The following is a 26,987-nucleotide window of genomic DNA, read 5'->3' as shown; positions in this document are numbered from 1 at the left end:
TGCTTTAAGTAAAATATTCAATTTTTGCAGACGGAAAGTACTGATCGATATATGATTCTAACGTCTGTCTTAGTTCTTGTTCCTCATCTTTTTGGTAGATATATTTCCCAATTCCATATCTACCCCACTTGTATCTTCTTTTTTCTTCATCCAATTCTAATTTTGATTTCGGATAGTTTTTTTGGATCACACGCTTCGCTGGTTTTGTAAAACGATGCTGAATCATTTCAAAGGTGATATCGTGCCTGACATCTTCAGTTAGGGCTGCATCGAGCTTTTCAAAAAGAACTTTATATCCTTCCTGCCAGCCTTCGTGAATGTAAATTGGGGCAATAATAAAGCCAAGAGGATAGCCTGCTTTTGCGACCTTGACAGCTGCTTCAATCCGCTGATCTAACGGTGATGTTCCGGGTTCGAAATATTTAATGACATAATCCGCATTGATACTAAAGCGGAATCTTGTTCGGCCGTTGTGCTTTGCATCAAGTAAATGATCGACATGATGAAATTTGGTGACAAAGCGAAGCTTACCAAGATCAGTCTGGCCGAAGTATTCAATCGCTGCCTTTAGTGTATGTGTCAAATGGTCAATTCCTACAATATCTGAAGTACAAGAAGCTTCAAATCTCGTGATTTCAGGCGCACGCTCGTTCATGTACTGCTCCGCCTGATCTAATATTTCTTCAACATTCACATATGTTCGAATGTACGGCTTACTTCCCATTGTCGTTTGCAGATAGCAATAATGGCAATGCCCCATACATCCTGTCGCAAATGGGATCGCATACTCTGCAGATGGTTTAGACGTATCAAACTTCAACGTTTTCCTCACACCAATGACAAGCGTTGATTTCGCATTACGATACTTTTGCAAGTCATTTTTACCCGGAATATTTCTTACTTGGTTATGTGAAGTCGTTTCTCTTATTTCAATACCCATACCCTCGAACTTTTCCTTCAGCTCTCGTCCTAACGGGTACTCTAACGCCCTTGGTTCAATGTAAACAAGCTGGGGCACAAAAGGTTTGATCATATTTAGCACATCCTTACCTTATAGGTTTTCATACGGTTACTTTAACCGCGCAGGATGGCTTTTATCCTTTCTAAAATCTCCCTTATTCAAACAAATCTTGATAAAGAGCTTCTGCTTCTTCATATGTCGGAAAGACCGCATCATCTGGAGCTAAAGGATGATACGTTTCAAGTAAAAATAGGGCAAGCTCCTCTTCGTTATATGGATGTGAAACAATTTCTGCTTCTTTGATTTGTGCTACGTTTGCTGCATGTGGATTTCGATAAATCACATATACTTGATCACCCGGTTTATAGTCTGAGAAAGGCAATCTGGTCACCTCCATTTTTCTTATAGGATGCCCTTCTCTCTGCCGGATATGACCCAATATGATAAAATTCGACAAAAAAACCAGACAGGGTTACTGTCTGGTTTGAATTCACTTAGTGATGTTGAAACGTTTTCTTCACGAAATCAACCACTTCTTCTGTTGTGCTAAGTGATAAAATATGCTCTTTAAATGATGCAGCTTCTTCCTTAGAAAGCTTGCTTAGCTGTGTTCTTGCTGGAAGAATAGATGTTGCACTCATTGAGAATTCATCTAATCCTAATCCAAGTAGAAGTGGGATTGCGATTTCATCTCCTGCCATCTCACCGCACATGCCAACCCATTTACCTTCTTTATGCGCTGCTTCAATAACAAGCGTAATCAAACGTAAAATCGCTGGATTGTAAGGCTGGTAAAGATAAGACACTCGTTCGTTCATTCGATCAGCAGCCATTGTGTATTGAATCAAATCATTTGTTCCAATACTGAAGAAATCAACTTCTTTTGCGAATTGGTCTGCGATGACAGCGGTTGATGGAATTTCTACCATTATACCGATTTCAATGGAATCGGATACGTCTGTACCAGCGGCAACCAATGCTTCTTTTTCTTCAAGTAAAATGGCTTTTGCTTCTCTAAACTCTGATAATGTCGCGATCATAGGGAACATGATTTTCAAGTTTCCATATGTACTTGCACGAAGTAAGGCGCGTAGTTGTGTTCTGAAAATCTCCTGTTCTTCGAGGCAAAGGCGGATCGCTCTAAAGCCAAGGAACGGGTTCATTTCTTTTGGAAGCTGCAAGTAAGGGAGTTCTTTATCGCCACCAATATCAAGTGTGCGGACAACAACCGCTTTACCTTCCATCTTCTCTAACACTGTTTTATAAGCATTGAACTGTTCTTCTTCTGTTGGAAGCTGATCTCTGCCCATGTATAAAAATTCTGTACGGTACAATCCGACTGCTTCGCCGCCATTTTCAAGTACACCTTTTACATCCTCAGGTGTTCCGATATTTGCAGCTAGCTCTACGTGAACGCCGTCTTTTGTGACCGTTGGCTGATCAACAAGTTTCGCCCATTCCGCTTTTTGAGCTAAGTAGTCTTCATGCTTTTTTTGATACGCTTTCACTTCATCTTCAGAAGGCTGAATGATGACGTCTCCGCTAATACCATCGACAATGATCAGATCATTGTTTTTCACCGTTTTTGTTGCTTCTTTTGTTCCAACAACTGCTGGAATCTCCATAGATCTTGCCATGATCGCTGAGTGAGAAGTACGGCCGCCGATATCTGTCGCAAAACCTTTGACGAATTGTCTGTTCAGCTGAGCAGTATCAGAAGGTGTTAAATCTTCAGCGATGATGATGACTTCTTCAGAAATCATGCTTGGATTTGGAATGTCAACGCCTAGCAAATGTCCAGTTACACGTTTTGTTACGTCGCGAATATCCGCTGCACGTTCCTTCATGTATTCATTGTCCATTGCTTCGAACATGGTGACAAACATTGTCGCTGTTTCTTTTAAAGCAAATTCAGCATTTACTTTATCAGAGTTGATTTTATCCTTTACTGGGTTTAGCAGCTCTGGATCACTTAACACAAGAAGGTGTGCAGAAAAGATATCTGCTTTGTCTTGGCCAAGCTCTTTTAGCGCATGTTCTTTAATTGCTTCAAGTTCTTGTTTAGAAACATGAATTGCTTCTTCAAAACGCTTCACTTCTGTCTCTGGATCGTTGATGTCTTTTTGGTGAACTGTTAAATCTGGTTCTTCCAGACGGTATGCTTTTGCAATCGCAACGCCTGCTGAAGCACCGATTCCTTTCAGTTGTTGCATTACTCGCCTAGGCCTTCACTTTTCATTGTGTCTTTAAGCGCAGCAAGTGCATCATTTTCATCAGAACCAGAAGCAGAGATTGTGATTGTAGCACCTTTCGCAATTCCTAGAGACATTACACCCATAATAGATTTCAGGTTCACTGTTTTACCATTATATTCTAAGTTGATATCAGCATCATATTTACTAGCAGTTTGTACAAGAACTGTTGCAGGACGTGCGTGAATTCCAGAATCTGCAGTTACTTTGAATGTTTGTTGAGCCATTTTTATCAATCTCCTTTTTATACAATTAATACATCCACAATATTATATCATACTGCCGAGCTTGTCATCTAACAAGAACGGCAGTTATGAAAATTATTTTGAAATTTTCATGATGTTTTCTTGACCAGCTTTGATTATACCGGATTCTTGAAGGTCAATAAATTGTCCTTCACCTAAGTTGGTAAATACAATTGGTGTCATCAAAGATGGTACTTCAGACTTAATTTTATCAATATCAACCTCTAAGAGTTTTTGACCGATTTCTACTTGATCTCCCTCTTGTACAAATGCTTCAAATCCTTCTCCTTTAAGGCTGACCGTATCAATACCGAAGTGGATTAAAATTTCAAGTCCACCGTCAGATTGCAGGCCAATTGCGTGTTTCGTTGGGAATACATTTAAGATCTTCCCTTTCACCGGTGAAACCACCGTTCCATCTGTTGGCAAGATGGCGAAACCGTCACCCATCATTTTCCCTGAGAATACTTGATCTGGTACATCTGTAATCGGATGAAGCTCCCCTGTAATTGGTGAAGCAAAGATTTCTTCACCTTGCTCGTTTTGAAGCGGTTTTGCAATGACTTCTTCGACCTGCTGGCTGACTTCTTCTTTTGCAGAAGGGTCTTTAGCTGGACGAGGCGTGCGGCCTGCAATGATGTCCTGCATTTGTGTTTTTAAATTATCAGAGCGTGGTCCAAAGATGGCCTGGATGTTGTTTCCTACTTCGAGAACTCCTGAAGCACCAAGCTTTTTCAAGCGGTCCTTGTCCACTTTCTTCTGATCATTGACAGTGACACGTAAACGCGTAATACAAGCATCAAGGTGTTTAATGTTTTCTTGGTCACCCATCGCTTCAAGAATTTCATAAGGTAAGTCATTACCCTTTTCAGACTTAGCACTATCTGCACCGTCAGCTGCTTCATCCTCGCGGCCTGGCGTTTTCAGATTAAATTTGCGAATGGCGAATCTAAATCCGAAGTAATAAATAGCAGCAAGTACGAGACCAACTGGAATCACAAGCCACCAAGCGGTTCTGTTTGGCAAGATACCGAATAAGAAGAAGTCGATTAATCCCCCTGAGAAGGTCATACCGATTTTCACGTTTAGAATATCCATAATCATAAAGGATAATCCAGCAAATACACAGTGGATTGCAAATAACACTGGTGCAACAAACAAGAATGAGAATTCAAGCGGTTCAGTAATCCCTGTTAGGAAAGAAGTCAGGGCTGCTGATCCCATAATTCCAGCGACAAGCTTTTTATTCTTTGGTTTTGCTTCATGGTAAATCGCAAGTGCTGCTGCTGGCAGACCAAACATCATGAACGGATATTTCCCTGTCATGAATGTACCAGCTGTCAGCTGAACACCATCTTTGATCTGTGCCATGAAGATACGCTGATCACCACGGACAAGCTCACCTGATAAGCTCTTATAACTAAAGAACTCATACCAGAATGGCGAGTAGAAAATGTGGTGCAGACCAAACGGAATTAATGAGCGTTCAATCACACCGAATACAAAGGCAGCAAGCGGCTCATTCGCTGCGAGCAGTCCTGTTGAAAACGAGTTCAGTGCACCTTGAATTGGCGGCCAAATGACTAGCATCAAAAGCCCTAAAATAAGTGCTGAAATAGATGTAACGATTGGAACAAAACGTTTACCAGCAAAGAAGCCGAGATATTGCGGGAGCTCAATTTTGTAAAATTTATTATACATATAAGCTGCTAATACCCCGACAATAATCCCGCCGAAGACGCCGGTAGACAAGGTCGGAATGCCGAGCATATTAATATACGCTGGATGGCTTTCCTTAAAGAACTTAGCCAATTTGATGGAATCGGATGGAATCGATCCATTGGCCATTAATACGGCACTCATTGTCACGTTCATGACAAGATAACCGATAATTGCGGCAATCCCTGCCACACCGTCTCCATTAGCAAGACCGATGGCAACCCCTACAGCAAATAAGAGCGGAAGATTCGAGAAGACAATGTTCCCCGCATTTTCCATGACACTTGCAACAAGCTGAATTGTATCATTGCTTAAAAATTGAGCTACATCAATCAGCTGCGGATTTTGCATCGCATTCCCAAGTGCTAGTAAAATACCAGCAGCAGGAAGGATCGCAACTGGAAGCATAAGTGCTCGTCCAATTTTTTGCAACACACCAAAAAGTGATTTAAACACTGGTTGAACCTCCTTTTGTTTTCGCTTACAACATACATGTGGGACGCTCCCTGACGTACATTTCATAATTAACCGTTTACATTTCACCTTCAAACACAAAAAAAGGCATGGTGATATAAGGTTGCGCAAATAACAGGATCTTATCCTGTATTTACCTTAAGTCACTCATGCCTGATCGAATCAGTTACACGTTTCAAGGAAACTATGAAATTTTATTTGTCAATCTGTACAGATGAAGTGTCAGGTAGACAGCCTCCGCATCCTGTACAGGCTTTTTCAATGCATGTTGTAATATTTTGATCATTTTCCAAGCAGTATTGTAGCATAAAGGATATTCATTTTTCAATAGATGAAGCAATTTTTCTGGCTCCTCTAATGATTCTTCCCGTTTAATGCGCTCAATCGAAAATGTAATATGGCGCAATAAGCGTAAATAATGAATACTTTCACGGTCTACTTTCATATGAAATGAATCTTCTATGACTTGGACCATCTGCGTAATAAGCTGCGAATGACGGTTCACCTCAGATAAGGGCCGATTCGTCAAAGCTGAGTGAATATGGAGCGCAATAAAACCAATCTCTCCTTCTGGCAGCTTTGTTTCGACATCTGAACGCTCGTTAATCAGCTCAACGACTTCCTTTGCGACCTCGTATTCTTTCGGATACAGCGATTTAGTCTCAAGCATAAAGGGATTGGTGATATCATATCCTTGCTGCACCCGCTTAAAACTAAAGGCAATATGGTCAGTCAGGGCAATATGAATATGCTCATTCAAACGGTGCCCCATTTTTTCTCGTATATGATAAATGACGTCATTGGCAAGCTCGATCATGTTCTCATCAATGTGGTGAAGCAGCTGTTTATATTCTGTTTGTTCTTTTGTATTTTTAAGTACAAACATTTTTTCAAATGTGTCTTGATCGAGAACATCACCCGATTTTTTCCCGAAGCCGATTCCTTTCCCAATTAGAACCACTTCGCCCCAAGAAGGGTGTCTTGCGATGATGACATTATTATTTAACGCTTTATCAACGGTGAAGGATTCCATGAACATCCCCACCTCCTTCTTATTCAATCCCTCTTATCGTACAAAACAGATGAAACGTGCGTCAACGATTGTTTTTGAAAACGGTGGTTGATCGCTCGATCAGGCGAAATGGCAGCATTCTTTTTTCTGGTGTCTCTCCCTTTACGGCCCGGTCGAACAAGTCAAACGCTTCCTGACCCATACGTTTAAGCGGAATATCAATGCTGGAAATCCCCAAAGCCTCACTCAATTGATCATTTTGAAAGCCGAGTATGGCTGGAGATTCTCCTACTTTTATATCATGACGCTGCGCCTCTAATAAAAAGCCTGCTGATACGTCGTCATTTGTGATGAATAATGCTGTGGGGCGATTCTTCATCTCCTGCCACTCTGTGAATAATTGTTTTCCATCAAAAAGTGTGAGCTTCCCTTCGATGATCCATTCTTCATCAATCTCCTGCCCGAGCGATTTCATCATATCTTGATAAGCTTGAAGTCGTGACTGGCTGTTTGCGCCTTCTATTCTGGCTAGAACAATCGCGATTCGCTGATGTCCGCATGCTGCTAAATGATGCAGCCCTTCTTTAAATGCTTGATCATGTGCAATCGACACCGTTGAGCAGTCTTCAAAAGGCGCCGGATGGCAAAAAATAATAGGCCCGGATTCCTGCCACCTTAAAATGTCTCGATCACTTAACGCATTTGAGCAAAAGATTAACCCATCCACGCGGCGCTCTTTTAAACTCATCAATGCTTCTTTTTCTTTTAAAGGATCATACCCTGTTTGAAATAAAGCAAAATGCATACCGCGCGCCTGTGCTTTCTCGGCAATCCCTGTGACAAGTCTGCTGAAATAAGAATGATCAATCGTTGGAAGAACAATGCCAAGCATATTTGAATAGCCCTTTGCTAAATGTACAGCCTGAATGTTTCTCGTATATTTGAGCTTTTTCATCGCATGTAGCACTCGTTCTCGTTTTTCTTCTTTGACATAAGGATGATCATTCAACACACGTGATACAGTTGTCACAGATACGCCCGCTCTTTTCGCAATCTCCCTTATGTTTGGCATTTTTTCTCCTACTTTCTCTTGATATGGTAAGCGTTTCATACTTTAAGATGTATGTGAGCTGAACAAATCACTGGATGGAAAGGGGAATTCAAGATGGGTATCATCATATGGATTATATTATGTATGACTGTTTTGTTTTCTGCTCGTTTTGCACTACATCCTTTAGGAAAAGAACATAAAATCAAACCGTTTGAATCAATTGATGATTTTTTTGTTGATAAGGATCGAAAAGAGTGACAAAAAATCACGATGACACTTCCAAGACATGGACGTTCATCGTGATTTTTTTATTACTTGATGATCGTCAGCTCTTTCGGATAATTGGTTAAAGTGACTGGACCATCTGCTGTGATCAGTACATCATCTTCAATTCTGACGCCGCCGACTCCTGGGACGTAGATCCCCGGTTCGATCGTATACACCATGCCTTCTTGGAGAAGATCATCATTTGCCTGGCTCATAGAAGGAAACTCATGAACAGACACCCCTAGACCATGCCCAAGGCGGTGAGGGAAATAGGCCCCATATCCAGCTTCTGTGATCAGCCCGCGTGCTTTTAAGTCCAGGTCTCCAATTCGCACGCCCGGCTTACTCATTTCAAGTGCCGCCATTTCTGCGTTCAGGACGGTTTGATAGATGTCCTTTTGCTTGTCAGAAGCTTCCTGATAGATGAATGTTCTTGTAATGTCTGAGCAATAGCCATCAACAATGACACCAAGGTCAAATAACACAAAATCGCCTTTTTTTAAGGCTGTCTGCCCTGGATTTCCGTGAGGCTCTCCTGATTTTTCGCCAAAGAGAACCATCGTCGAAAAGGACATGCCTTGAATGCCTTTTTTCTTTAGCTCATATTCAATGACAGCGAGCACTTCTGTTTCGGTGATTCCTTCTTTTAAGGCGTCCACCCCAATTTTCACACCTTCATCTGCCAATTGAGCGGCTTTTTTCAGTGTAGCAATTTCAGATTCATCTTTAATCAGTCTTAGCTGATTGAGCTCTTCTTCTGCCCGGACAAAAGTTTCTGCCCCAGTGGCAGCTTGAAGCTGCTCTGCTCTTTGAAGCGGAATCGACTCTTTTTCAATTGCAAGTTGAGTTGCTCTTACACCGCGTTTTTCTACTGCTGACTGAATGAAATCAAATGGATTCTCATGGTCTTCATAACCAATGATATCGCCTGACCATCCAGCATTTTTCGCCTGCTCGACTTCCATTTTAGGCAAAACAAAAAATGGATCTGCCTCTTGAAACACAAACAGCCCCATTACTCTTTCATGCGGCTCTGTGAAGTATCCAGATAGATAAAACACATTTTCCTTTGTATGTATAAATGCACCTTGAATGTCTTTTTCCTTTAGCCAAGAAGACAAGCTCTTCATTCGGTTCATCGTGATCCTCCTCACACGTTTTTCTACTGATCTATTGTATCAGTTTTTGCTATATTTCGCACAAAAGCGCACTGGCAGAAGCCAAGTGCGCTATGATGATTCGCTTAAGATGCCCGAAGAAGACGCAGTCCATTTAAAATGACCAAAATCGTACTTCCTTCATGCCCGATGACGCCAAAAGGCAAATCAAGCACTTGTAAGAAATTCGCACAAATTAACAAACAAATCACCGTTAATGAGAAAATGATATTTTGCTTAATGATTCGATTCATCTTTCTTGAAAGACGGATCATCTTTGTTAAGTTATTTAAATTGTTCTTCATTAAGATCAGATCTGCTGTTTCTAAGGCCACGTCTGTGCCTCCGCCCATCGCAACCCCCACATCTGCTGTGGCGAGTGCCGGTGCATCATTGATTCCGTCTCCTACCATGATGATGGAATTACCTTGTTTTTTAAGTTGATTGACCTCATGTACCTTTTCATCTGGAAGGCACTCAGCGACAACCGTTTGGATGCCGGCTTCCTGCGCAATGGCTTCAGCCGTTTTTTGCTGATCTCCTGTCAGCATGACGGTTTGTATGCCTAAATCATTCAGCTCTTGAATCATTTTTTTAGCTTCAGGTCTAATTTGATCCTTAAGGCCAAGGCAGCCAACGACTTCTTGATCCTTTTGAACATACACCACTGTGTATCCTTTTTCAGAAAGATAATCTTCCTTCTCTTCGATCTCGCGGCCCATTGAAGCCTTGCCGGCAAAGTCTTTCTTCCCAATCCGCCACGTTTCTCCATTCAATTGTGCCTTTACACCAAAACCAGAGGTTTCTTCAATGGTGACATGAGCTGATCTTTCTATGTGGTGCTCTTTTGCCATATCAGAGATCGCTTTCGCTAACGGGTGGTTTGATTGACTTTCAATTTGATAAAGCGCCTGATAAAAAGCAGCTTCCTCTTGTCCTTTAGCTATCACAACTTGATCTACAGCCGGCTTTCCGCTTGTAATCGTCCCAGTTTTATCAAAAGCAATCATGCTGCTTGTGCCTAGCTTTTCTAAAAAGACGCTTCCTTTGACAAGCATTCCGTTTCTTGCGCCGTTTGAGATCAGTGACAAAGCAGCTGGCATAATGGATGCAACAAGCGCACAAGGTGATGCAACAACCATAAATACCATGGCCCGGTAGAAGGTTTCACTCAAGCTCCAGCCTAGTACAAAATGAGGCAGAACCATTAAAATCGCGACGGTGATCAGTACACCTTTTACATACGCACCTTCGAATTTTTCAATAAATGCCTGGCTTGGTGACACACTTTCCTGAGCCGATTCGACAAGTTTAATAATTTTATGGAAAAGCGTTTCTTCATTATGTTTGGTGACTTCTACTGTTAAGGAACCATTTAAGTTCACTGTTCCTGCAAACACGTCTTCGCCCTGCCCTTTTTCTTGTGGTACAGACTCGCCCGTGAGCGCAGATTCATCTACACTTGTTCTCCCGCTTAAAATCACACCATCTGCTGCAATACGTTCCCCAGCTTTGATCATGATACGGTCACCTGGTGTTAAAGATGAAGCAGCGATTTGAATGGTCGTGCCATCTTCTTCAATTAAAGTCGCTTCATCTGGTGCGATGCTCATTAAAGCTGTTAAATCCTTCTTGCTTTTATTTGACGTATACGTTTCAAGCGCACCACTTAGTGAGAAAATAAAAATTAAGATAGCGCCCTCTGCCCAATATCCAATGATAGCTGAGCCTATGGCTGCGAAAATCATTAAAAGTTCAACATTCAAGCTTTTAGACGAAATGGTTTCTTCAATTCCTTCCTTCGCCTTTGCAAAACCTCCAATCATAAACGCAAGGATAAATAAAGGAATACTCCACATGCTCTCATCCTTTAGAATCCATCCAATCAAAATGAGAATCCCCGAGATACCTGCTGCTATTAATTCTCCGTGCTGTGCCCATTGATGAAGGGACCATTTTTCCTTTTGATTTGTTGTTTGATAAAGTGCTGTATTCTCATTCATGATTGTTTTCTCCTCTCTAATTGATAATGGTTTTCACATCATCAATCGTTGCCCGTTTCCTTTTTTCATCTATATTTTCTGCTATTTCAAGCTTTTTATAGGTCTGTCATTCATTATAACAGGTTCTGATCAATTTTCAATTAATAATTATTATAATTTCTTTTTGATAATAATTATCATTATTGATGTGGACCATTCCGTCTCTTCTGAGCACAGTTTATTCAGATGAAAAGCAATTGAACACAAAAAAGAACCAAAGGAATGAGCCTTGGTTCTTAACAATAAGGTTTCGTTCTAAAAATCCGTCCACTCTTTGATTTGTTTTTTCGTCAGTGGACCTACATGATTTTTCACTATTTCCCCTTTTTCATTTATCAAAAAGGTGGTTGGAATGGTGATGATTTGGTATTTCTTCATCATTTCTCCGTGCTCATCTAGAATGACCGGGAATGTAAACTTTCTGTCTTTCACAAATTGGGCAACCGCATGTTTACTTTGTTCAGCCCCTAGTAAATTCACGGTTAAGATATCAACATCACTCTGATTTTCTTTCACGATTTGGTCAAATACGGGCAGCTCCATTTTACAGGACGGGCACCATGTTGTCCAAAAATGCAGGATGGTCTTTTTTCCTTTCGGCGGAATCATCTGCGTATCACCAGTTAATGTAGAAGCCTCTATCCTTGGCGCCATAACGGATTCTTTTGCTTCAGCATCGTTGCCTATGAGTAATAGAAGCAGGGTCATCATGAGAAGCCTGGCGGGTAGACATTTACGATTCATCAGGATCTTCCTTCCCAGTTTTCTTATAGCTTGCCCTCTCGATCACAATGACATTCAAGCTTTTTTCATTCTAAGAAACATGGAAACGCCGAGCTCCTTACATATTGTCGCATAATGCAGTGCAGTCAGCAGCAGCATCCCCGTATTCATCCCTAATATAACCCCCATCATATTTAAGCTTTCAATTGAACCAAGAAAATAGACCATAGAAAACGAGACGACATGCACCCATATATTATGTAGGAACACATCTTTAATGAGCCCCATACCGATTAAACACGCTTGAAATGGCATCACAAACAGATGGCATAAAAAGTACGGCCAAAGCAGCTGTAAATAGACAGCAGCTTGCGGTGAATCAAAAAAGAGATGTGTGAGCGGATAAGCAAAATAATACATCACCATCACTGCCGGCACCCCGTACCCAAACGTAATGAGTATTGCCTGCCTGACACGTTTTTTCACAAGATCATACTGACCTAATGCATAGGCTTCAGATACATTGGGAATCATCACAATCATGATGGAATGGGCGATAAACGCTGGGAAAAAACCAATCGACATCGCGACACCAGCCAGCATGCCGTAATGATCAACAGCAAGTGTGCCAGAGATGCCTGCTGCAATAAGCGCTCCTTTGATTAAAAACGGTTCAACCGCATTGGCGATCGCATGAAAAATCCGCATGCCCGTTGTCGGAATGGAGACGGCTAAGAGGCGCTTTCTCACGTCAATCCCTCTTAATTCAACAGACCTGACATTGACAGCATTTTTCGCCATGACGTATTGGGAGTATAAATAAATAAAGACGACGAGATCACTCGCGACAATGACACCGATGGCAATGAGTACCGCTGTTTCAATATCAAACGAATACCAATGAAAAAACAAAAACAAGCAGATAAGCTGGATCGTTTTCTTCAGCATATTGGCGAGAGCGATCCTGCCCATTTGCTGCTTTCCCATAAAATAGCCGCGTGCGATAGAGGTAAACGCAATAATCGGAATAAGAGACAGCACCAGCCCTTTCATGAGCGGATGATATGACTGAAATACAGGAATGAACGGCAGTACAATCGCTGCGATCCCCGTTGTTGTACATGTCACCACAAGCGTCATTTTAAACGCATGGCGGAGCATACTTTTGTGGAGCCGCTCATGCGATTCTGCAATGAATTTAGAAATGGAGACTGGCAGCTCTAAGCTGGCGATCACAAGGACAAGCATGATGATTGGAAGGATACTCATATATAGACCCATTCCATGTTCTCCAAGCTCTCTCGCTAAAATCATATTGACTAAAAACTCTATACACTCCGCAATGAAAGCTGCGACAGATAGCAGAATGACCCCTTTTACAAATCGATTCATGTAGCCTCCCCTTTGTCTAAAAGCAAATTCTTTTCACATTCTATGAGACAAGTCCTGAAAATATTTTGATAATTGAAGACAAAAAAAAGAGCGATCTGATTGATCGCTTTAGAATATTGACAAAGGGCTAAAAATGATCTTTATTTTAGCCCTTTGTCTTCCTTTCAGCGTGATAGAAAACCTTTGAAGTCTAGGAAGGACGAGCACTGGCGCGGAGCGAATTTGACATTCGTGAGCACCGGAGCGCAGACCTGACAACGAATGCGAGGGTTTGTCTACACGCTGGAGCGATCTGATTGATCGCTTCTTTTCTTTATACGGCAAATACGTGACGACCGATACGTTCTACAATTTTGCGGGAACGAATCCAGTTATCTGTTGCCGTTTTGGGATTATAAAAATAGATGGCCTTTGTTGTTCTGTCATGTTCTTTCACTACCTGTTTCACAGCTTTAACAGAATCTTGATCTGCTTTATCATGAATACTTCCATTCGATACTGGCTGGAAAGCATTTCGCTGATAAATAACACCTTTGACACTGTCAGGAAACGAGCGATGCTCCACCCTGTTTAAGACGACGCTTGCCACAGCTTTTTTACCTGCGTAAGATTCACCTTTCGCTTCAGCGTGTACCAATCGTGAGAGTAGCTCCATTTCTTCATTAGAATAGCGTTTGGCGCTTTCCTCATTCGTCGTTTCTGATTTTACTCTTTTCTTTTGCTTCGTTTTTGAAGACTTTTCTTCTGTAGACGTACTAAGCATTTTGACTTTCGGCTGACGCTTCTCCTCTGAAAATGCTGGGATGACTTGATCGTGATCATCTTGATCTATATATGAAAGCTCATGCTTAACAGGTGCTTGTGAAAGTTCGTGACTTAATGTGCCTTGCTGCTCTTGTAGGTTGTCCATCTTCATGGCTGCGACCAGCATAAGGATGACAAAAAGAGCTGTATGAATTTTCATCATTCGCCTCATTCCTCCTTTAATCAAAATAGGCGGTAAGATACTTGTCCACTCTAACAAGAGCTCCTTCTATTTTCACGCACAAAGATTTGCATGCCTGTCCAAATTCCGTCATTAAATGGAATTTATTAGTTTGATTGCATATCAACTGGCATTGTTAGCGCTTAAAAAGGTCCTGTTTCCGCCTATAATCATCCTTATGCACCTGATTATGGGTTATTACATTTTCTTTTCAGATGTATCAAGCTCGTTTGAAGTGTGACAAAAGAACTAAAATAAAAAAGCTTTCTCTCATTCATGAGAAAAAGCTTTAGCTTCTTGCTTCTGTAAGATATTCAAAAATAACATCTCCACCATGTTTCGCAATCCCGCGAAAATGCTTAAAATCATCTTGATTCACCAAGACCGAACGAAACGTTAAAAAATCATCTTTTTGGATGGTCACTTGCTTTTCCGTCCCATTTCGTAACGATTCAAGGATTGTGAGGATTTGTTCTTCAGTCAAAAAAACCGCTCCTTTACAGCCATCATCAAATATTAAATATACCATCCGTTAGGAAAGCATACAACGAAAACGAAACAAAAACGTCTTTATCCTTTACATTGGTATGAAAATATTGCAAAATACTTTTTAATAGGGAATGAAATCTGTTTTTAAAGGAGAGGGATCGGTTGAAGATTGCAAAAATTGGAAATGTGATCGAATTTAGAAATGGTTTAACAGGTGTAGTTGAAAAAGTGAATGAAAACTCTGTCATTGTGGATGTCACCATTATGGACAACTATAGAGATTTAGAACTGGATTCACTAACAGTCGTTAATCATAAAAACTATAAAATCATCAAAGACTCCGTACATTAATTTGCAATCCTCAATTCAGACTATCGTTACATACGTATATACGAAGCAAAGCTGCTCTCGTTTGACAGTTTAGCTCTCTTTGACAATCACATATGAAAAAGACTGACACTATATGAAGCGGTGTCAGTCTTTTTGCGTATGAAAGGTTTGCATTTCCGCTTTCGTCTTGTACATGTCAACTTCCTCGGGGGTGATAACGCCTTTATCAATCAAAAGTGCAATCACTCCAAGCAATGTGGAGGCACTCCATTTATATCGTTCTTTGTTTTGATGTTCGAGCATTTGAAGCTCTTCTCTTAGCTCCATCAGCAGCTTCTCTGTCTTTTCTTCTTTGTTTGCCAACTCAAACGCCTCCGTTTTCCGTTCATTGCCCCCTATTTTATCTCAAAGCAAATAGGATAAGCAAAAAACACGATTTATCTTTACAAACATACGTTCTGTCATATATAATATGTTTACGAGCTGGTAGCCCCCAGCCGTCCTAGCAAGTTCTATTCCCATTTGTATGAGAAGAGCGACATGACTCTTCTCTTTTTTTATAAGTTCAGCCTGATTGATTCATTTTAACCCCGTAAAAAAAGACATGTCATCAGGCATGTCTTTTCCTATTGATTAGCGATTATCAATCGTTTCTGGATACATATCATGGTTCATCATACGATATGATGCCATTTCTTCATATTTGGTACCAGGTTTTCCGTAGTTCGTATACGGGTCAATTGAAATACCGCCTCTTGGTGTAAATTTGCCCCACACTTCAATGTATCTTGGGTCCATCAATTCAATGAGATCGTTCATAATAATGTTCATACAATCCTCATGAAAGTCACCATGGTTACGGAAGCTGAACAAATATAATTTTAGTGATTTACTTTCGACCATGATTTCATTTGGGATATAGCTGATATAGACTGTCGCAAAATCCGGCTGACCTGTTTGCGGACAAAGTGACGTAAATTCTGGGCAGTTGAATTTCACAAAATAATCTCTATTTGTATGTTTATTCGGAAACGTTTCAAGCACTTGTGGTGCATAATCAAACAAATAATTGGTCCCTTGATTTCCTAGTAAAGTGACACCTTCTAATTCTTCTGGTTTTCTTGTCGTCATGTCTTCTCTTCCTTTCTATACGCCTCGTTTATTTCCCCACAATAATGTGTGCAGCTGCGGCAGCACTCTTACGCGATTTAAGTCTGGATCTTGCGCTACTTGATCGACAAGCGCTTCATATCTCTTTAATAAATGCGTCAATAAGTACGCATCATCACCTGTTGTCGTGTCATCATTTCCTACCTGCAGATAAAAAGGAAGCTCTGGATATTTCGCATGAACATCCTTTGCATAGGCTAGATCATGATCGTCAAAGATCACGACCTTCAGGCTTGCATGCTGCAATCTATTTCCGCTTTTCAGCTCATCTATGATTCGTGTTAGTTTCGTAAAATCTGTTTTCATATTTGAGCTTGGCGGCTTCGGAGAAATGGTTAAATCATCGATTTTCAAAAACCAGTCCTGATACATCGTCCCTTGTGTTTCAAGCGCTGTATCAATTCCTTCTTCGTGCAGCAAATCAATAAGTGATTCCATTTGTTTTAAAAGCGCAGGGTTCCCCCCTGAAATGGTGACATGAGAAAAAGCCTGTCCGCCTATTCTTTTTAATTCTTTGACAATGTCTTCTGCGTGAAGCCACTGAATGTCATGCTTCGCTGAGCCATCCCATGTAAAGGCGGAATCACACCAGCTGCAAGAGTAGTCACAGCCAGCTGTTCTGACAAACATGGTTTTTTGTCCAATGACCATCCCTTCTCCTTGAATGGTCGGACCAAAGATTTCTAATACAGGAATCGCTTTAGCCATTGTTTTCAACTCGTTTCGGCCGGTAAATGCAGTAGCTTGTTGGAGTCTCCCTCACAAAGACCTGAACACATACCGGTTTGTTCGCTAAAGTCGATAAATACGCTGCTACTTTGTCATGGACTGTCTTTGCCACAACCTCTGTAGTAGGCATCGCGTATGGATCGGTTGACGAGAACTCTTCATGATCATTAAGCAGTGTGTGATCATACTGACCATGAATGAGCTTCTTCAATGTACTGAAATTGACAAGGAAACCCGATTCATCTAGCTCGTCTCCCGCAATGGTTATATTGATGGTGTACGTATGACCATGTACGCGGCTACAAGCACCTGCATCTTCTCTTGGGATGAAATGGGCAGCCGATACATGCATATCTTTGTTCAATTCAAATGAGTATGGATGATTCGTTTGTGGATAGATTTGAGAAAGCACTTATTTTGCCTCCTTCATTTCCATATAAGTGTCATAGCCATTTTTCCGAAGCTTACACGCAGGACATTCCCCGCAGCCATCAGAAATGATGCCATTATAGCAAGTGAGCGTTTCATTTTTTACAAAATCCAGCGCATTCAGCTCATCCGCAAGCTTCCATGTTTCTGCTTTATTGAGCCACATGAGTGGTGTATGGATCACAAATGGTTTTTCCATCGCCAAATTCACTGTGACATTACAAGACTTTACAAACTCGTCACGGCAATCTGGATAGCCGCTAAAGTCTGTTTCACATACACCGGTGATAATATGTCTTGCTCCGATTTGATACGCAAGAATAGAAGCGAAGGATAAGAACACTAAGTTTCGTCCTGGTACAAATGTGGAAGGCAGCTCTCCTTCTTTTTCCTCAATGTCAATGTCATCTCTTGTTAAAGCATTTGGTGCCAGCTGATTCAAAAGAGACATATCTAATAGATGATTCTTCACACCTAACTTGTCAGCAATTCTTTTGGCGACATCAATTTCTTCTTGATGACGCTGATTATAATGAAAGGTCACGGTTTCTACCTCTTCGAATTGTTGAAGTGCCCATAATAAACATGTCGTACTGTCTTGTCCCCCGCTAAAGACAACGACTGCTTTTTCATTTTTCATTTTCTGTTCTCCTCCTTTTGCAGATCTATACAATCGTACAAAGCTGCATCTGAAAGGCTCTTGAAAACCCCTATTTTCTCAAAAGAAAAGACACCTTTACAAGTGTATGAGGTGTCCCAGCCATAAAAAATAAAAAATGCCACATCCAAGGATACGGCAAGTCCTTAGTTTTTTATAGAGGGTTTTGCTAGAACCTCTCCCGTTTTACACGGATTTTTGTTCAATTTTCACAGAGGATAGTGTACCACATATTTTTCATGCAGGCTATCCCTTCTTTACTTATCAAGAGATGCAGGCACTTTTTTTAGACAAAGAAAGAGGATAAAAAAGATGCTCACATAGCCAAAAATAGGATAAACCGTTGATATCAATGTACCGTAACCGATTTTACTAATCACATAGCAGCATAAGAGAATAAGGGATATTGTCAAGACACTGTTCATCCGAATATACGCCCTCACTTGTCTCTCGAGTCCATATAAATTGCCTATGACGGATGTAAAGACTTCGCCGAAGATCACAAATAAATAAATGAGGTGAATGGAGTTTGCTACTTGATACACTACCTGAGCCATTGGAATATCAAACGCCTCCAGCATATTTAATGAAGAAAGAGATAAAAAGCATGCCAGTAAAATAAGGGTCAGCATGACGCCCCCAAGCACAGCTCCCTTTTTAATCACCGCTTCAGAGGTCATTTCATTTGCGACGGGCACTAACACTGCTTGAGAAAGTGCTAAATTAAAAGCTCCATATGAGATAGCTGATAAAATCCACTCTCCCTCACCCATTTGAAGCGCAAGAACATAACTTTCACTACTGCTAAAAACGAATGAATCAAGAAATACGATCAATGAAAAGAAAATAAGCATTGGGACGACGAGAACATTGACACCAAATAATCCTTTTGAACCTTTCAAAAGCACAATGACGCTCAGAATGATCGTCAAAAAGATTCCATATTCCTTTGATATGCCAAGCTGCTCTTCAAAAATAGCCCCTGCGCCAGAAATCATCACTGAAGTGACGCCTAGTAAAATAAAAAACATGACGACATTAATATACCTGCTTGCAGCTGTGCCAAATAGAAACCGGTTCATATCTTGATAAGACTCTGCTTCAATTCGTTTAGAAATGAGCATCATTTTTGCACCAAGTCCAGTAAAAATAGCGCCGCTAATCAAGATTCCGAATAGTCCAATCCAGCCAAAACGAACAAAAAATTCTACGATTTCTTTTCCTGTCGCAAACCCAGCTCCAACCACTGTTCCTACATATAAAAAGGCAAGCTGAAAAGCGGATTCATTTGAACGTTTCATGTGACCCCTCCGCACCCATCACTTTCGATTGTCTTTTTTTATCCTATGAGACGAGTTCCTTGAAAAGAAGGACAAACCATGATTAAATGCAAAAAAGGATTTTCAACTGCCTTTGAGCAAAACAGTTGAAAGTCAAAATAGGTCAGAGTATACTATAGTCAAAGATGGTCAAACAACAGACCATTTCCTTTAACATTCATTGGTCAAATAAAGTCAAACTTTATTTTAAGGAGGTTATGGCAAATGCGTTGTCAACATTGTCAAGTAAATGAAGCAACTATTCGCCTGAATATGCAAGTGAATTCGTCCCGGAGCCAAATGGTTTTATGTGAAGACTGCTACACCTCTTTGATGGAGCAATCAAAAATGAAAATGGGACCTCAATTGTTCGGGGGAAGCTCATTCTTCTCTGAGCAAGCAGGACATGCACAAAGCGTAGAGCAGCCAAAGCAAAAAGGCTTACTCGATGAACTTGGCCGGAATTTAACAGATGGCGCAAATGCTGGTTTAATTGATCCAGTCATCGGCCGTGATGAAGAAGTCGCAAGAGTCATTGAAATTTTAAATAGAAGAAATAAAAATAACCCTGTTCTGATTGGTGAACCAGGTGTTGGGAAAACAGCGATCGCTGAAGGACTCGCACTGAAAATTGCAAGTGGCGATGTACCAAATAAATTAAAGAACAAACAAATCTATTTATTAGATGTCTCCTCCCTTGTAGCGAATACAGGGATACGTGGTCAATTTGAGGAAAGAATGAAGCAGTTAATTAAAGAGCTGCAAAGCCGTAAAAATATTATCCTATTTGTAGATGAAATCCATCTTCTTGTAGGCGCAGGATCTGCCGAAGGGTCAATGGATGCTGGAAACATCTTAAAACCAGCCCTTGCACGAGGCGAGCTTCAGCTAGTAGGTGCGACGACATTAAAAGAATATCGTCAAATTGAAAAAGATGCCGCCCTTGAACGACGCTTCCAGCCCGTCATTGTGGATGAGCCAACACAAGATGAAGCGATCGAGATTTTAAAAGGCATTCAAGATAAGTACGAAAGTTATCATGGCGTCACTTATTCAGACGAAGCTATTCAAGCGTGTGTTCAATTATCTTCCCGGTATATTCAAGACCGTCATTTGCCGGATAAAGCCATTGATTTAATGGATGAAGCAGGTTCAAAAGCGAACCTCTCCATTGATGCAGCAAGTGAAGATGAACTAACGAATCGTCTGACAGAAATTGCTGCTGAAAAACAAGCTGCTTTAAAAGAAGAACAATACGAAAAAGCAGCGAAGCTTCGAGATGAAGAAGAAGCCATTGAAGCAAGACTTCAAAACAAAACAAATGACAAAGAACATGTCGTCACAGCAGAAGCCATTCAAGCCATTGTGGAACAAAAAACAGGCATCCCTGTCGGCAAACTGCAAGCAGACGAACAAACCAAAATGAAAGAAATTGACGTCCGCTTAAAAGCACGGGTGATTGGTCAGGAACATGCGGTTGAAAAAGTGGCGAAAGCTGTGAAAAGAAGCAGAGCCGGCTTAAAATCGAAACATAGACCAACAGGCTCCTTCCTATTCGTTGGACCAACAGGTGTCGGGAAAACCGAATTGTCAAAAACGCTAGCTGAAGAATTATTCGGTTCAAGAGATGCGATCATCCGTTTAGATATGAGTGAGTACATGGAGAAACACTCAGTATCCAAGCTCATTGGTTCTCCTCCTGGTTATGTTGGACATGATGAAGCGGGTCAGCTGACGGAAAAAGTGCGCAGAAAACCATACAGCATCATTTTGCTGGATGAAATCGAAAAAGCACATCCTAATGTGCAGCATATGTTCCTTCAAATCATGGAAGATGGCCGGTTAACAGACAGCCAAGGCAGAACCGTCAGCTTTAAAGATACAGTCATCATCATGACAAGTAACGCAGGCAGCACAGATAAAACGGTCAAAGTCGGCTTCCAGTCTGATCAGGAAGAAGCGATTGAGGAACAATCACTCATTGATTCACTCAGCGCCTATTTCAAGCCAGAATTCTTGAACCGTTTTGACAGCATCATTCAGTTTGACTCATTAGATAGAGATGATTTAGTGAAGATTGTGGATCTTCTGCTCAATGAGCTGTCAGAGCAATTAAAAGAGCAACATTTAACAGTCCATGTGACAAAAGAAGCGAAAGAAAAAATTGCAGAACTTGGATATCACCCTGCATTTGGTGCTCGTCCACTGCGAAGAACCATTCAAGAGCATGTTGAAGATCAAATGACGGAAATATTGCTTGAAGAAGAAAAGCTTTCAGGATTTACTGTAGATGTTGAAGATGACGAAATTGTAGTAAAAAAAGGATAAGTACATCCTAAGAAGGATCTACAGCTCCATCATGTTGCGGTGTCTAAGTTCCATCCGCACGCCGACGCCCCCTCCGCCTCTTTTCCTTTACGATAAAAGAAAAAGAGGTGGATCACATGATGAATTGGAGCTATGATCTTGTCAAAATTATGTATGAAGAAAAATTAAAAGAGCTGCTTTTAAATGAAACTGCTCAAAGAAATTAAAAAGAAACTCCCTTTATATCAGAGGGAGCTTCTTTTTTAAGGTATTAGAAAGCGCTTTCGTCAAAATTTCTTCACAGAAACTGCCTTAATTTTATATTCTGACTAAAACCCTTCTAGAAGACACCGATATTAACTATAGAAAAAGATAGTTAAAGGATTTGGTGAGATAATGGACAAAACATCGTTAATTGGTATTATTTTAGCATTTATTGCACTGAGTGTCGGTATGGTTTTGAAAGGTGTGAGTCTAACCGCTCTTATCAACCCAGCGGCTATATTGATCATTGTTGTTGGGACGATTGCAGCTGTTGTCATCGCATTCCCATCTAGTGAAATTAAGAAAACACCAAAATTGTTCGGCAAAATTTTCAAAGACAACCAGCTTCCAACGATTCAAGAAATGATCCCTCTTTTTTCAAACTGGGCACAAATTGCGCGTCGTGAAGGTCTTTTGGCGTTAGAAGCTAGCATTGAGGAAGTAGATGACGATTTCCTTAAGAACGGCTTAAGCATGGCGGTTGACGGTCAGAGTGCAGAATTTATTCGCGACGTCTTAACAGAAGAGGTTGACGCCATGTCTGAAAGACATCAGTCAGGCGCATTAATCTTTACGCAAGCAGGTACATACGCTCCGACGCTTGGTGTACTTGGCGCCGTTGTCGGACTTATTGCCGCACTTGCAAACATGGGAGATATTGAAGCACTTGGACATGCAATCAGTGCAGCCTTCGTTGCCACACTGCTTGGGATTTTTACCGGGTATGTGTTATGGCATCCATTTGCCAACAAGCTGAAGCGTAAATCAAAGGAAGAAGTAAAACTTCGTCTGATTATGATCGAAGGGATCCTTTCTGTTCTTGAAGGTCAATCTCCAAAAGTGATTGAACAAAAACTTCTCATGTACTTACCAGCGAAAGAACGTGCAAATCTTGTCATTGAAGAAGGAGAAAAACAAAATGGCTAGGAAACGTAAAAAACATGATCACGATGACCATGTAGATGAATCTTGGCTGATCCCTTATGCCGATCTTCTGACGCTTCTACTCGCTCTCTTCATTGTGCTATTTGCATCTAGTTCGATTGATGCGGCAAAATACGAACAGATGGCAAAGTCTTTTAATGTCGTCTTTACGGGTGGTACTGGTGTCATGGATCAAACCAGCATGCAAAGCACTGAAGAAACTGAAAATAGCAACCAGACCAAGAAAGCAGCCGAAGAAGATGAAGAAGCCAAAGCGAAAGCTCGAGACCATGCCGTTCTCACAAAGGTCAAAAAGCAAGTGGACTCCTTCATTGCCAATAAGAAACTTGGAGCTAAGCTCGAAACAAAGCTCACGGACGAAGGTTTGCTCATTACGATAGAAGACAGTATCTTCTTTGATTCTGGCCGGGCGGTTATTCGCCCTCAAGATGTCCCGTTAGCAAAGGAAATCTCAAAACTACTTGTCATAAACCCCGCTCGTGACATCGTCATTAGCGGACATACTGATAATGTACCGATCAGAAATTCAGAATTTGAATCCAACTGGTATTTAAGTGCCATTCGTGCTGTAAACTTTTTGAGTATTCTTCTTGAGAACAGCAATTTAGACCAAGAGAACTTTAGTACAAAAGGTTTCGGTGAATTCAAGCCGGTTGCTTCAAACGATACAGCAGAAGGCAGAAGTAAAAACCGACGCGTAGAAGTACTCATTTTACCGATTGAGAAAAAAGCGAAATAAAAAAGGAAGCCCTCGGCTTCCTTTTCTATTTATTCTGTATGATCATATAAATGCTTTGCACGCAGTCCCACATGTTTGAGCATATCAATGCAGGCATCCTTCTCTTCTTCGCTAAGGACACTAATCATCTCATGAATTTCTTTCGCATGATCTGGGAAGATATCATCAAGCAAAGCTCGTCCCTGCTTGGTAATATGCGCAAATGTCACCCTGCGGTCTTCTGCACAGGCCCTACGACTGAGGAGTTCTTTCTTCTCCAATTTATCGACCACATACGTGATGCTGCCGCTTGCAAGTAAAATCTTATCACCGATTTGCTGAAGAGGCTGATCCCCTTTATGATACAGTAATTCTAATACTGCAAATTCAGTCGGATTCAGCCCGTGCTTCACAATATGTTTGTTCATGTGATGATTAATTGAGCGATAGGCACGTGATAATACAATAAATAATTTCAAAGATTTCTCAACATTATGATTTTCCATTTTTTTATCATCCTTTATGAAATGCAACCCACTAATGTGACATTAATAAACAATAAGTAAAATGTCAACATCTTGATCCATCTTTAGCATGAAAATGAGACCAGAACGAATCACCTAATTTTTTAAAAATCACACAAGCCATCGTAATAAAGATAGGTTCAATGCTATAATAAGTCTATTAGGTAATACGTTGGAGCGATGAATGATGAGTATACTGAAAGGGTTTTGGAAGAAGATCAGGCTGTACCTTATTTTGGTCATGATTCCAACCCTAATCATTAGTTATTTTATCTACGAAAAAGAAACGGAAAAAATCGACTTAAAAAACAAACAAACTGCTACACTTATGTTAAATATTCACAAAAACCAAATGAATTATTTAATTAGTGAAACAGAAGCGAGATTAACTTCACTTGCCATGGGATTTGACCAGCCTCTTGAGACGAAAAAAGTACAAAACATCCTAGAGAAAATCTATAAACAAGAACCTCGTTTTTCAGGTCTGTATCTCCTAGACAAAAAAGGAAATGTATCAGTAAGCACCACACCGTTAAAGGAAAAAATCAACCTGTCATTTAGAGATTACTTTAAGCGCATTCAAGTGACCAAGCAGACGGTGATCACAGATAACTATGTGAGCCGAATTACAAAACAGCGGATTCTCTCCATTTGCGTGCCTGTGCTAGATGAAAATGAAGAAGTCACCAATGTGCTAGTCGCCGCCATTCAAATTGATTATTTAAGAAATATTATGAATGTATTGAACCCTGATCTTCATTTTAAGATGCTGAATCAAAATGGACATGTGGTGTTTACAAGTGGTCCGCAGCCAGCATCAGAAAATGGCAGCACCGTGTCTACATATTTAGATGAAAACAGCTGGAAGCTGGAGGTCTTTCCGCAGCGCGCGTCTACAGGTGAAGTGCTGTCTGTTATGCTGATCCCTTTATCCAGTGCTTTTATTTTATTAAATATTTTATTCACACTTGTTCAATATATCATTTTAAGGCGTCAAACCCAGCAGGAGCGTCACCAAAATGAAGCGCAAAAGCTTGAATTAATCGGAACCCTCGCAGCAAGTACGGCACACGAAATTCGCAACCCATTAACAGGGATCAGCGGATTTATACAGCTTTTGCAAAAGAAGTATCATTCAGAAGAAGATCAGCTCTATTTTTCTGTCATTGAAGAAGAAATTAAACGAATCAACCAAATCGTCAGTGAGTTTCTTGTATTAGGGAAACCAACAGCAGAAAAATGGCAGAATAACTCTGTAAAAGAAATTGTAAGTGAGATCATGCCGATCGTTTTCTCTGAGGCGAACCTTTATAATGTTGAGGTTGATTTGCAAATTAATACGATTCAAGATGTTGGGGTATATTGCACAAAGGATCACATTAAACAAGTCGTATTAAATGTAGCGAAGAACTCGTTAGAAGCGATGCCAAATGGCGGTCATTTGAAGATTTTGATTGAGGCTGAAACAGAACATGTCATCATTAAAGTGAAAGATACGGGTGAAGGCATACCAGAAGAAATGTTAAAGCATATCTTCCTTCCTTTTATTACGTCGAAGGAAAAAGGTACAGGTCTTGGGCTTGTCGTGTGTAAACGAATTATTTCGATGTATGGCGGGACAATTGATATTCAAAGCGAAGTGAATAAAGGAACAACCGTCATGATCATGCTTCCTTCTGCTCACTCAGCATAGTTGAAACATTCAGCCGGTTTTGCTTAGGCAAGACCGGTTTTTCATGTCAATAAGAAGGGCGGTTCACAGATAGAAGACTCATTTGAGATACAAGATCATGAAAGGAGGGGGCAGATTGTTTCTCATGAAAAAGGAGATACTGATACTCATTCATCAGGTTGTCTAGTTCTTGACTATATTTAATTGTCGTCTCACCAGTGTAGCCTTCCGCTTGAGCAGCTTCTACCATCTGTTTTCTCTTCTCATCAATGGACATCAGCAATTGTTCTTTCCTTACATAAATATTCATGATCTCAGCTCCCGCAATGAATTCGACTGTCTATGCTCAAAATGATCCGACACCAAAATTATACTTTATTTGTAAATTAAATTAAATATGCTTATTTTATTTAATTTTTTACAGCCTAAAGACCTCTTACCCAATCTAATTTGGGGGTAAACTTCAAATTTGGACAGGACTGACACATGGATTAAACAGAATTTTATCCTATGCAGAAGATCAAAATCAACTATTTTCTTTCTCATTTTATGCCTATTTTCCTAAAAAAAAGCTGATCATCCGCCTCATGCGGAATGATCAGCTCCTGTCATTAAACCGTTTCTTCCTCGTAAATTGGCACCCAGCCCTCAGTTGTGACAAATATGCGAACTGCGACCACTTTGCGATCCTCTTGAAGTGTAAAGTAGTGACGAATATGTGGCGGGACAGAAATTAAATCGCCTGGATTCAGTCTCACATCAAAAAAGACGCCATCCTTACCCTGAATGGCAAAGATTCCATGCCCGCTTACAATAAAACGTACTTCGTCATCTGTATGATGATGCTCACGCTTAAAATTTTGGAGCAGCTCATCTAGATTTGGTGTGGCGTCAGATAATGAAATCACATCCTGCGCTTTGTACCCTCGTTTTTCAGATATACGCTGGATTTCCTTTTGAAAAACAGTCAAAATCTCTTCCTTTTCCTCATCTGTTAAATCATACTTTTCTGATAACCGGTTTGGCAGCTTTGCAATATCCCAATGTTCATAAATGACCCCCTGCTTTTCTAAATATGCTGCTACCTCTTGCTCGTTTTCAAGTAATGTGTTCTCTTCGTTATGAATCAAAATCGTCGCCATGTGCTTTTCCT

The 26,987-nt window shown here is 40.7% G+C and carries 28 protein-coding genes and 1 riboswitch; of the genes, 6 read left to right on the top strand and 22 right to left on the bottom strand.

What is annotated here, in order from left to right:
- Positions 1-4: 4 nt before the first annotated feature.
- The 7 genes from splB to ACP7A0_RS00445 form a co-directional block, all read right to left on the bottom strand.
- A complete protein-coding gene (splB, locus tag ACP7A0_RS00475) occupies positions 5-1,033 on the bottom strand; it encodes a spore photoproduct lyase (RefSeq protein ID WP_060596131.1) in 1,029 nt (342 codons plus the stop codon).
- An 82-nt stretch (positions 1,034-1,115) separates the two neighbouring features.
- Complete coding sequence (locus ACP7A0_RS00470; protein WP_044331928.1) at positions 1,116-1,358, bottom strand: transcriptional regulator SplA domain-containing protein; 243 nt, start codon at positions 1,356-1,358, stop codon at positions 1,116-1,118.
- A 97-nt stretch (positions 1,359-1,455) separates the two neighbouring features.
- Positions 1,456-3,174: a phosphoenolpyruvate--protein phosphotransferase gene (gene ptsP, locus ACP7A0_RS00465; protein ID WP_106038798.1), complete on the bottom strand. Its 1,719-nt coding sequence runs from the start codon at positions 3,172-3,174 to the stop codon at positions 1,456-1,458.
- On the bottom strand, positions 3,174-3,440 hold the full coding sequence (locus ACP7A0_RS00460) for a phosphocarrier protein HPr (protein WP_003211078.1): 267 nt from the start codon (positions 3,438-3,440) through the stop codon (positions 3,174-3,176). Before ACP7A0_RS00460 ends, ptsP begins: the two co-directional genes overlap by 1 nt.
- A gap of 93 nt (positions 3,441-3,533) precedes the next feature.
- Positions 3,534-5,633 (bottom strand): glucose-specific PTS transporter subunit IIBC, encoded by a 2,100-nt coding sequence (gene ptsG, locus ACP7A0_RS00455; RefSeq protein WP_375567341.1) that lies wholly within the window; start codon positions 5,631-5,633, stop codon positions 3,534-3,536.
- Between the two features lie 202 nt (positions 5,634-5,835).
- The gene (glcT, locus tag ACP7A0_RS00450) at positions 5,836-6,690 is read right to left on the bottom strand and encodes a glucose PTS transporter transcription antiterminator GlcT (RefSeq protein WP_034662832.1); all 855 of its coding nucleotides are present in this window, start codon (positions 6,688-6,690) and stop codon (positions 5,836-5,838) included.
- A gap of 55 nt (positions 6,691-6,745) precedes the next feature.
- A complete protein-coding gene (locus ACP7A0_RS00445; protein ID WP_375567339.1) occupies positions 6,746-7,735 on the bottom strand; it encodes a LacI family DNA-binding transcriptional regulator in 990 nt (329 codons plus the stop codon).
- A gap of 93 nt (positions 7,736-7,828) precedes the next feature.
- Here ACP7A0_RS00445 and ACP7A0_RS00440 point away from each other — a divergent pair, with 93 nt between their 5' ends.
- Entirely contained in the window at positions 7,829-7,972 is a 144-nt protein-coding gene (locus tag ACP7A0_RS00440; RefSeq protein ID WP_162839370.1) for a hypothetical protein, read from the top strand.
- A gap of 53 nt (positions 7,973-8,025) precedes the next feature.
- On the opposite strand, the gene ACP7A0_RS00435 is transcribed toward ACP7A0_RS00440, so the two are convergent.
- From ACP7A0_RS00435 to ACP7A0_RS00410, 6 genes are all read right to left on the bottom strand, one after another.
- Positions 8,026-9,120 carry a M24 family metallopeptidase gene (locus tag ACP7A0_RS00435; RefSeq protein WP_060596127.1) on the bottom strand — a complete coding sequence of 365 codons (1,095 nt, stop codon included), beginning with the start codon at positions 9,118-9,120 and terminating at the stop codon, positions 8,026-8,028.
- A 104-nt stretch (positions 9,121-9,224) separates the two neighbouring features.
- Positions 9,225-11,141 (bottom strand): heavy metal translocating P-type ATPase, encoded by a 1,917-nt coding sequence (locus tag ACP7A0_RS00430; protein ID WP_375567337.1) that lies wholly within the window; start codon positions 11,139-11,141, stop codon positions 9,225-9,227.
- Positions 11,142-11,435: 294 nt separating this feature from the next.
- Positions 11,436-11,924, bottom strand: coding sequence for an endospore biogenesis thiol-disulfide oxidoreductase StoA (stoA, locus tag ACP7A0_RS00425; protein ID WP_060596125.1), 489 nt, complete (start codon positions 11,922-11,924; stop codon positions 11,436-11,438).
- A gap of 54 nt (positions 11,925-11,978) precedes the next feature.
- Entirely contained in the window at positions 11,979-13,295 is a 1,317-nt protein-coding gene (locus tag ACP7A0_RS00420) for a polysaccharide biosynthesis protein (protein WP_034662848.1), read from the bottom strand.
- A gap of 313 nt (positions 13,296-13,608) precedes the next feature.
- Positions 13,609-14,262 carry a cell wall hydrolase gene (locus ACP7A0_RS00415; protein ID WP_095285075.1) on the bottom strand — a complete coding sequence of 218 codons (654 nt, stop codon included), beginning with the start codon at positions 14,260-14,262 and terminating at the stop codon, positions 13,609-13,611.
- A gap of 307 nt (positions 14,263-14,569) precedes the next feature.
- Positions 14,570-14,764 carry a hypothetical protein gene (locus ACP7A0_RS00410; protein ID WP_024424688.1) on the bottom strand — a complete coding sequence of 65 codons (195 nt, stop codon included), beginning with the start codon at positions 14,762-14,764 and terminating at the stop codon, positions 14,570-14,572.
- Between the two features lie 167 nt (positions 14,765-14,931).
- On the opposite strand from ACP7A0_RS00410, the gene ACP7A0_RS00405 reads away from it, so the two are divergent.
- Complete coding sequence (locus ACP7A0_RS00405) at positions 14,932-15,120, top strand: YkvS family protein (protein WP_003211747.1); 189 nt, start codon at positions 14,932-14,934, stop codon at positions 15,118-15,120.
- A 123-nt stretch (positions 15,121-15,243) separates the two neighbouring features.
- On the opposite strand, the gene ACP7A0_RS00400 is transcribed toward ACP7A0_RS00405, so the two are convergent.
- From ACP7A0_RS00400 to ACP7A0_RS00375, 6 genes are all read right to left on the bottom strand, one after another.
- Positions 15,244-15,462, bottom strand: coding sequence for a hypothetical protein (locus tag ACP7A0_RS00400; protein ID WP_034662856.1), 219 nt, complete (start codon positions 15,460-15,462; stop codon positions 15,244-15,246).
- Between the two features lie 270 nt (positions 15,463-15,732).
- Entirely contained in the window at positions 15,733-16,230 is a 498-nt protein-coding gene (gene queF / locus ACP7A0_RS00395) for a preQ(1) synthase (RefSeq protein ID WP_003211403.1), read from the bottom strand.
- 15 nt (positions 16,231-16,245) lie between these two features.
- Positions 16,246-16,977 (bottom strand): 7-carboxy-7-deazaguanine synthase QueE, encoded by a 732-nt coding sequence (queE, locus tag ACP7A0_RS00390; protein ID WP_034662862.1) that lies wholly within the window; start codon positions 16,975-16,977, stop codon positions 16,246-16,248.
- Positions 16,970-17,410 (bottom strand): 6-carboxytetrahydropterin synthase QueD, encoded by a 441-nt coding sequence (gene queD, locus ACP7A0_RS00385; protein WP_060596123.1) that lies wholly within the window; start codon positions 17,408-17,410, stop codon positions 16,970-16,972. Before queD ends, queE begins: the two co-directional genes overlap by 8 nt.
- A complete protein-coding gene (queC, locus tag ACP7A0_RS00380; RefSeq protein WP_024424683.1) occupies positions 17,411-18,067 on the bottom strand; it encodes a 7-cyano-7-deazaguanine synthase QueC in 657 nt (218 codons plus the stop codon).
- A gap of 158 nt (positions 18,068-18,225) precedes the next feature.
- Positions 18,226-18,270: riboswitch (PreQ1 riboswitch) on the bottom strand.
- 72 nt (positions 18,271-18,342) lie between these two features.
- Positions 18,343-19,386 (bottom strand): YkvI family membrane protein, encoded by a 1,044-nt coding sequence (locus ACP7A0_RS00375; RefSeq protein WP_106036740.1) that lies wholly within the window; start codon positions 19,384-19,386, stop codon positions 18,343-18,345.
- A gap of 243 nt (positions 19,387-19,629) precedes the next feature.
- On the opposite strand from ACP7A0_RS00375, the gene ACP7A0_RS00370 reads away from it, so the two are divergent.
- The 3 genes from ACP7A0_RS00370 (at position 19,630) to motB (ending at position 23,659) form a co-directional block, all read left to right on the top strand.
- Entirely contained in the window at positions 19,630-21,732 is a 2,103-nt protein-coding gene (locus ACP7A0_RS00370; protein WP_106030763.1) for an ATP-dependent Clp protease ATP-binding subunit, read from the top strand.
- A gap of 375 nt (positions 21,733-22,107) precedes the next feature.
- A complete protein-coding gene (motA, locus tag ACP7A0_RS00365; RefSeq protein WP_034662877.1) occupies positions 22,108-22,902 on the top strand; it encodes a flagellar motor stator protein MotA in 795 nt (264 codons plus the stop codon).
- Complete coding sequence (motB, locus tag ACP7A0_RS00360) at positions 22,895-23,659, top strand: flagellar motor protein MotB (protein ID WP_060596120.1); 765 nt, start codon at positions 22,895-22,897, stop codon at positions 23,657-23,659. The genes motA and motB overlap by 8 nt, the downstream gene beginning before the upstream one ends.
- Positions 23,660-23,688: 29 nt before the next feature.
- On the opposite strand, the gene ACP7A0_RS00355 is transcribed toward motB, so the two are convergent.
- The gene (locus ACP7A0_RS00355; RefSeq protein WP_034662884.1) at positions 23,689-24,144 is read right to left on the bottom strand and encodes a MarR family winged helix-turn-helix transcriptional regulator; all 456 of its coding nucleotides are present in this window, start codon (positions 24,142-24,144) and stop codon (positions 23,689-23,691) included.
- Between the two features lie 205 nt (positions 24,145-24,349).
- Here ACP7A0_RS00355 and ACP7A0_RS00350 point away from each other — a divergent pair, with 205 nt between their 5' ends.
- Positions 24,350-25,855: an ATP-binding protein gene (locus tag ACP7A0_RS00350; protein WP_066030978.1), complete on the top strand. Its 1,506-nt coding sequence runs from the start codon at positions 24,350-24,352 to the stop codon at positions 25,853-25,855.
- 46 nt (positions 25,856-25,901) lie between these two features.
- Here the strand turns inward: ACP7A0_RS00350 and ACP7A0_RS00345 are convergent, their stop codons facing one another.
- Together ACP7A0_RS00345 and ACP7A0_RS00340 are read right to left on the bottom strand one after the other, a co-directional pair.
- Positions 25,902-26,144 carry an aspartyl-phosphate phosphatase Spo0E family protein gene (locus ACP7A0_RS00345; RefSeq protein ID WP_034662891.1) on the bottom strand — a complete coding sequence of 81 codons (243 nt, stop codon included), beginning with the start codon at positions 26,142-26,144 and terminating at the stop codon, positions 25,902-25,904.
- A 301-nt stretch (positions 26,145-26,445) separates the two neighbouring features.
- Positions 26,446-26,976 (bottom strand): 1,2-dihydroxy-3-keto-5-methylthiopentene dioxygenase, encoded by a 531-nt coding sequence (locus tag ACP7A0_RS00340; RefSeq protein WP_060596118.1) that lies wholly within the window; start codon positions 26,974-26,976, stop codon positions 26,446-26,448.
- Between the last annotated feature and the right edge of the window lie 11 nt (positions 26,977-26,987).

It is taken from the genome of Bacillus sp. DWP3-1, assembly GCF_049896565.1.
Taxonomy (GTDB): domain Bacteria; phylum Bacillota; class Bacilli; order Bacillales; family Bacillaceae; genus Bacillus.
Note: the sequence above shows the minus strand (reverse complement) of the source record. Positions and strands in the feature narration are given on the sequence as shown.

Bases quoted from the DNA above. Each gene is read 5' to 3' on its own strand.
- ACP7A0_RS00460 (WP_003211078.1), bottom strand. From the start codon at position 3,440: ATGGCTCAACAAACATTCAAAGTAACTGCAGATTCTGGAATTCACGCA.
- ACP7A0_RS00415 (WP_095285075.1), bottom strand. From the start codon at position 14,262: ATGATGAAAATTCATACAGCTCTTTTTGTCATCCTTATGCTGGTCGCA.
- motA (WP_034662877.1), top strand. From the start codon at position 22,108: ATGGACAAAACATCGTTAATTGGTATTATTTTAGCATTTATTGCACTG.
- ACP7A0_RS00340 (WP_060596118.1), bottom strand. From the start codon at position 26,976: ATGGCGACGATTTTGATTCATAACGAAGAGAACACATTACTTGAAAAC.
- queE (WP_034662862.1), bottom strand. From the start codon at position 16,977: ATGGCTAAAGCGATTCCTGTATTAGAAATCTTTGGTCCGACCATTCAA.
- ACP7A0_RS00355 (WP_034662884.1), bottom strand. From the start codon at position 24,144: ATGGAAAATCATAATGTTGAGAAATCTTTGAAATTATTTATTGTATTA.
- ACP7A0_RS00445 (WP_375567339.1), bottom strand. From the start codon at position 7,735: ATGCCAAACATAAGGGAGATTGCGAAAAGAGCGGGCGTATCTGTGACA.
- glcT (WP_034662832.1), bottom strand. From the start codon at position 6,690: ATGTTCATGGAATCCTTCACCGTTGATAAAGCGTTAAATAATAATGTC.
- ACP7A0_RS00370 (WP_106030763.1), top strand. From the start codon at position 19,630: ATGCGTTGTCAACATTGTCAAGTAAATGAAGCAACTATTCGCCTGAAT.
- queC (WP_024424683.1), bottom strand. From the start codon at position 18,067: ATGAAAAATGAAAAAGCAGTCGTTGTCTTTAGCGGGGGACAAGACAGT.
- ACP7A0_RS00350 (WP_066030978.1), top strand. From the start codon at position 24,350: ATGAGTATACTGAAAGGGTTTTGGAAGAAGATCAGGCTGTACCTTATT.
- ACP7A0_RS00440 (WP_162839370.1), top strand. From the start codon at position 7,829: ATGGGTATCATCATATGGATTATATTATGTATGACTGTTTTGTTTTCT.
- ACP7A0_RS00420 (WP_034662848.1), bottom strand. From the start codon at position 13,295: ATGAATCGATTTGTAAAAGGGGTCATTCTGCTATCTGTCGCAGCTTTC.
- ACP7A0_RS00345 (WP_034662891.1), bottom strand. From the start codon at position 26,144: ATGAATATTTATGTAAGGAAAGAACAATTGCTGATGTCCATTGATGAG.
- splB (WP_060596131.1), bottom strand. From the start codon at position 1,033: ATGATCAAACCTTTTGTGCCCCAGCTTGTTTACATTGAACCAAGGGCG.
- ACP7A0_RS00470 (WP_044331928.1), bottom strand. From the start codon at position 1,358: ATGGAGGTGACCAGATTGCCTTTCTCAGACTATAAACCGGGTGATCAA.
- queF (WP_003211403.1), bottom strand. From the start codon at position 16,230: ATGACGACAAGAAAACCAGAAGAATTAGAAGGTGTCACTTTACTAGGA.
- ACP7A0_RS00435 (WP_060596127.1), bottom strand. From the start codon at position 9,120: ATGAACCGAATGAAGAGCTTGTCTTCTTGGCTAAAGGAAAAAGACATT.
- ACP7A0_RS00375 (WP_106036740.1), bottom strand. From the start codon at position 19,386: ATGAAACGTTCAAATGAATCCGCTTTTCAGCTTGCCTTTTTATATGTA.
- motB (WP_060596120.1), top strand. From the start codon at position 22,895: ATGGCTAGGAAACGTAAAAAACATGATCACGATGACCATGTAGATGAA.
- ACP7A0_RS00430 (WP_375567337.1), bottom strand. From the start codon at position 11,141: ATGAATGAGAATACAGCACTTTATCAAACAACAAATCAAAAGGAAAAA.
- stoA (WP_060596125.1), bottom strand. From the start codon at position 11,924: ATGAATCGTAAATGTCTACCCGCCAGGCTTCTCATGATGACCCTGCTT.
- ptsP (WP_106038798.1), bottom strand. From the start codon at position 3,174: ATGCAACAACTGAAAGGAATCGGTGCTTCAGCAGGCGTTGCGATTGCA.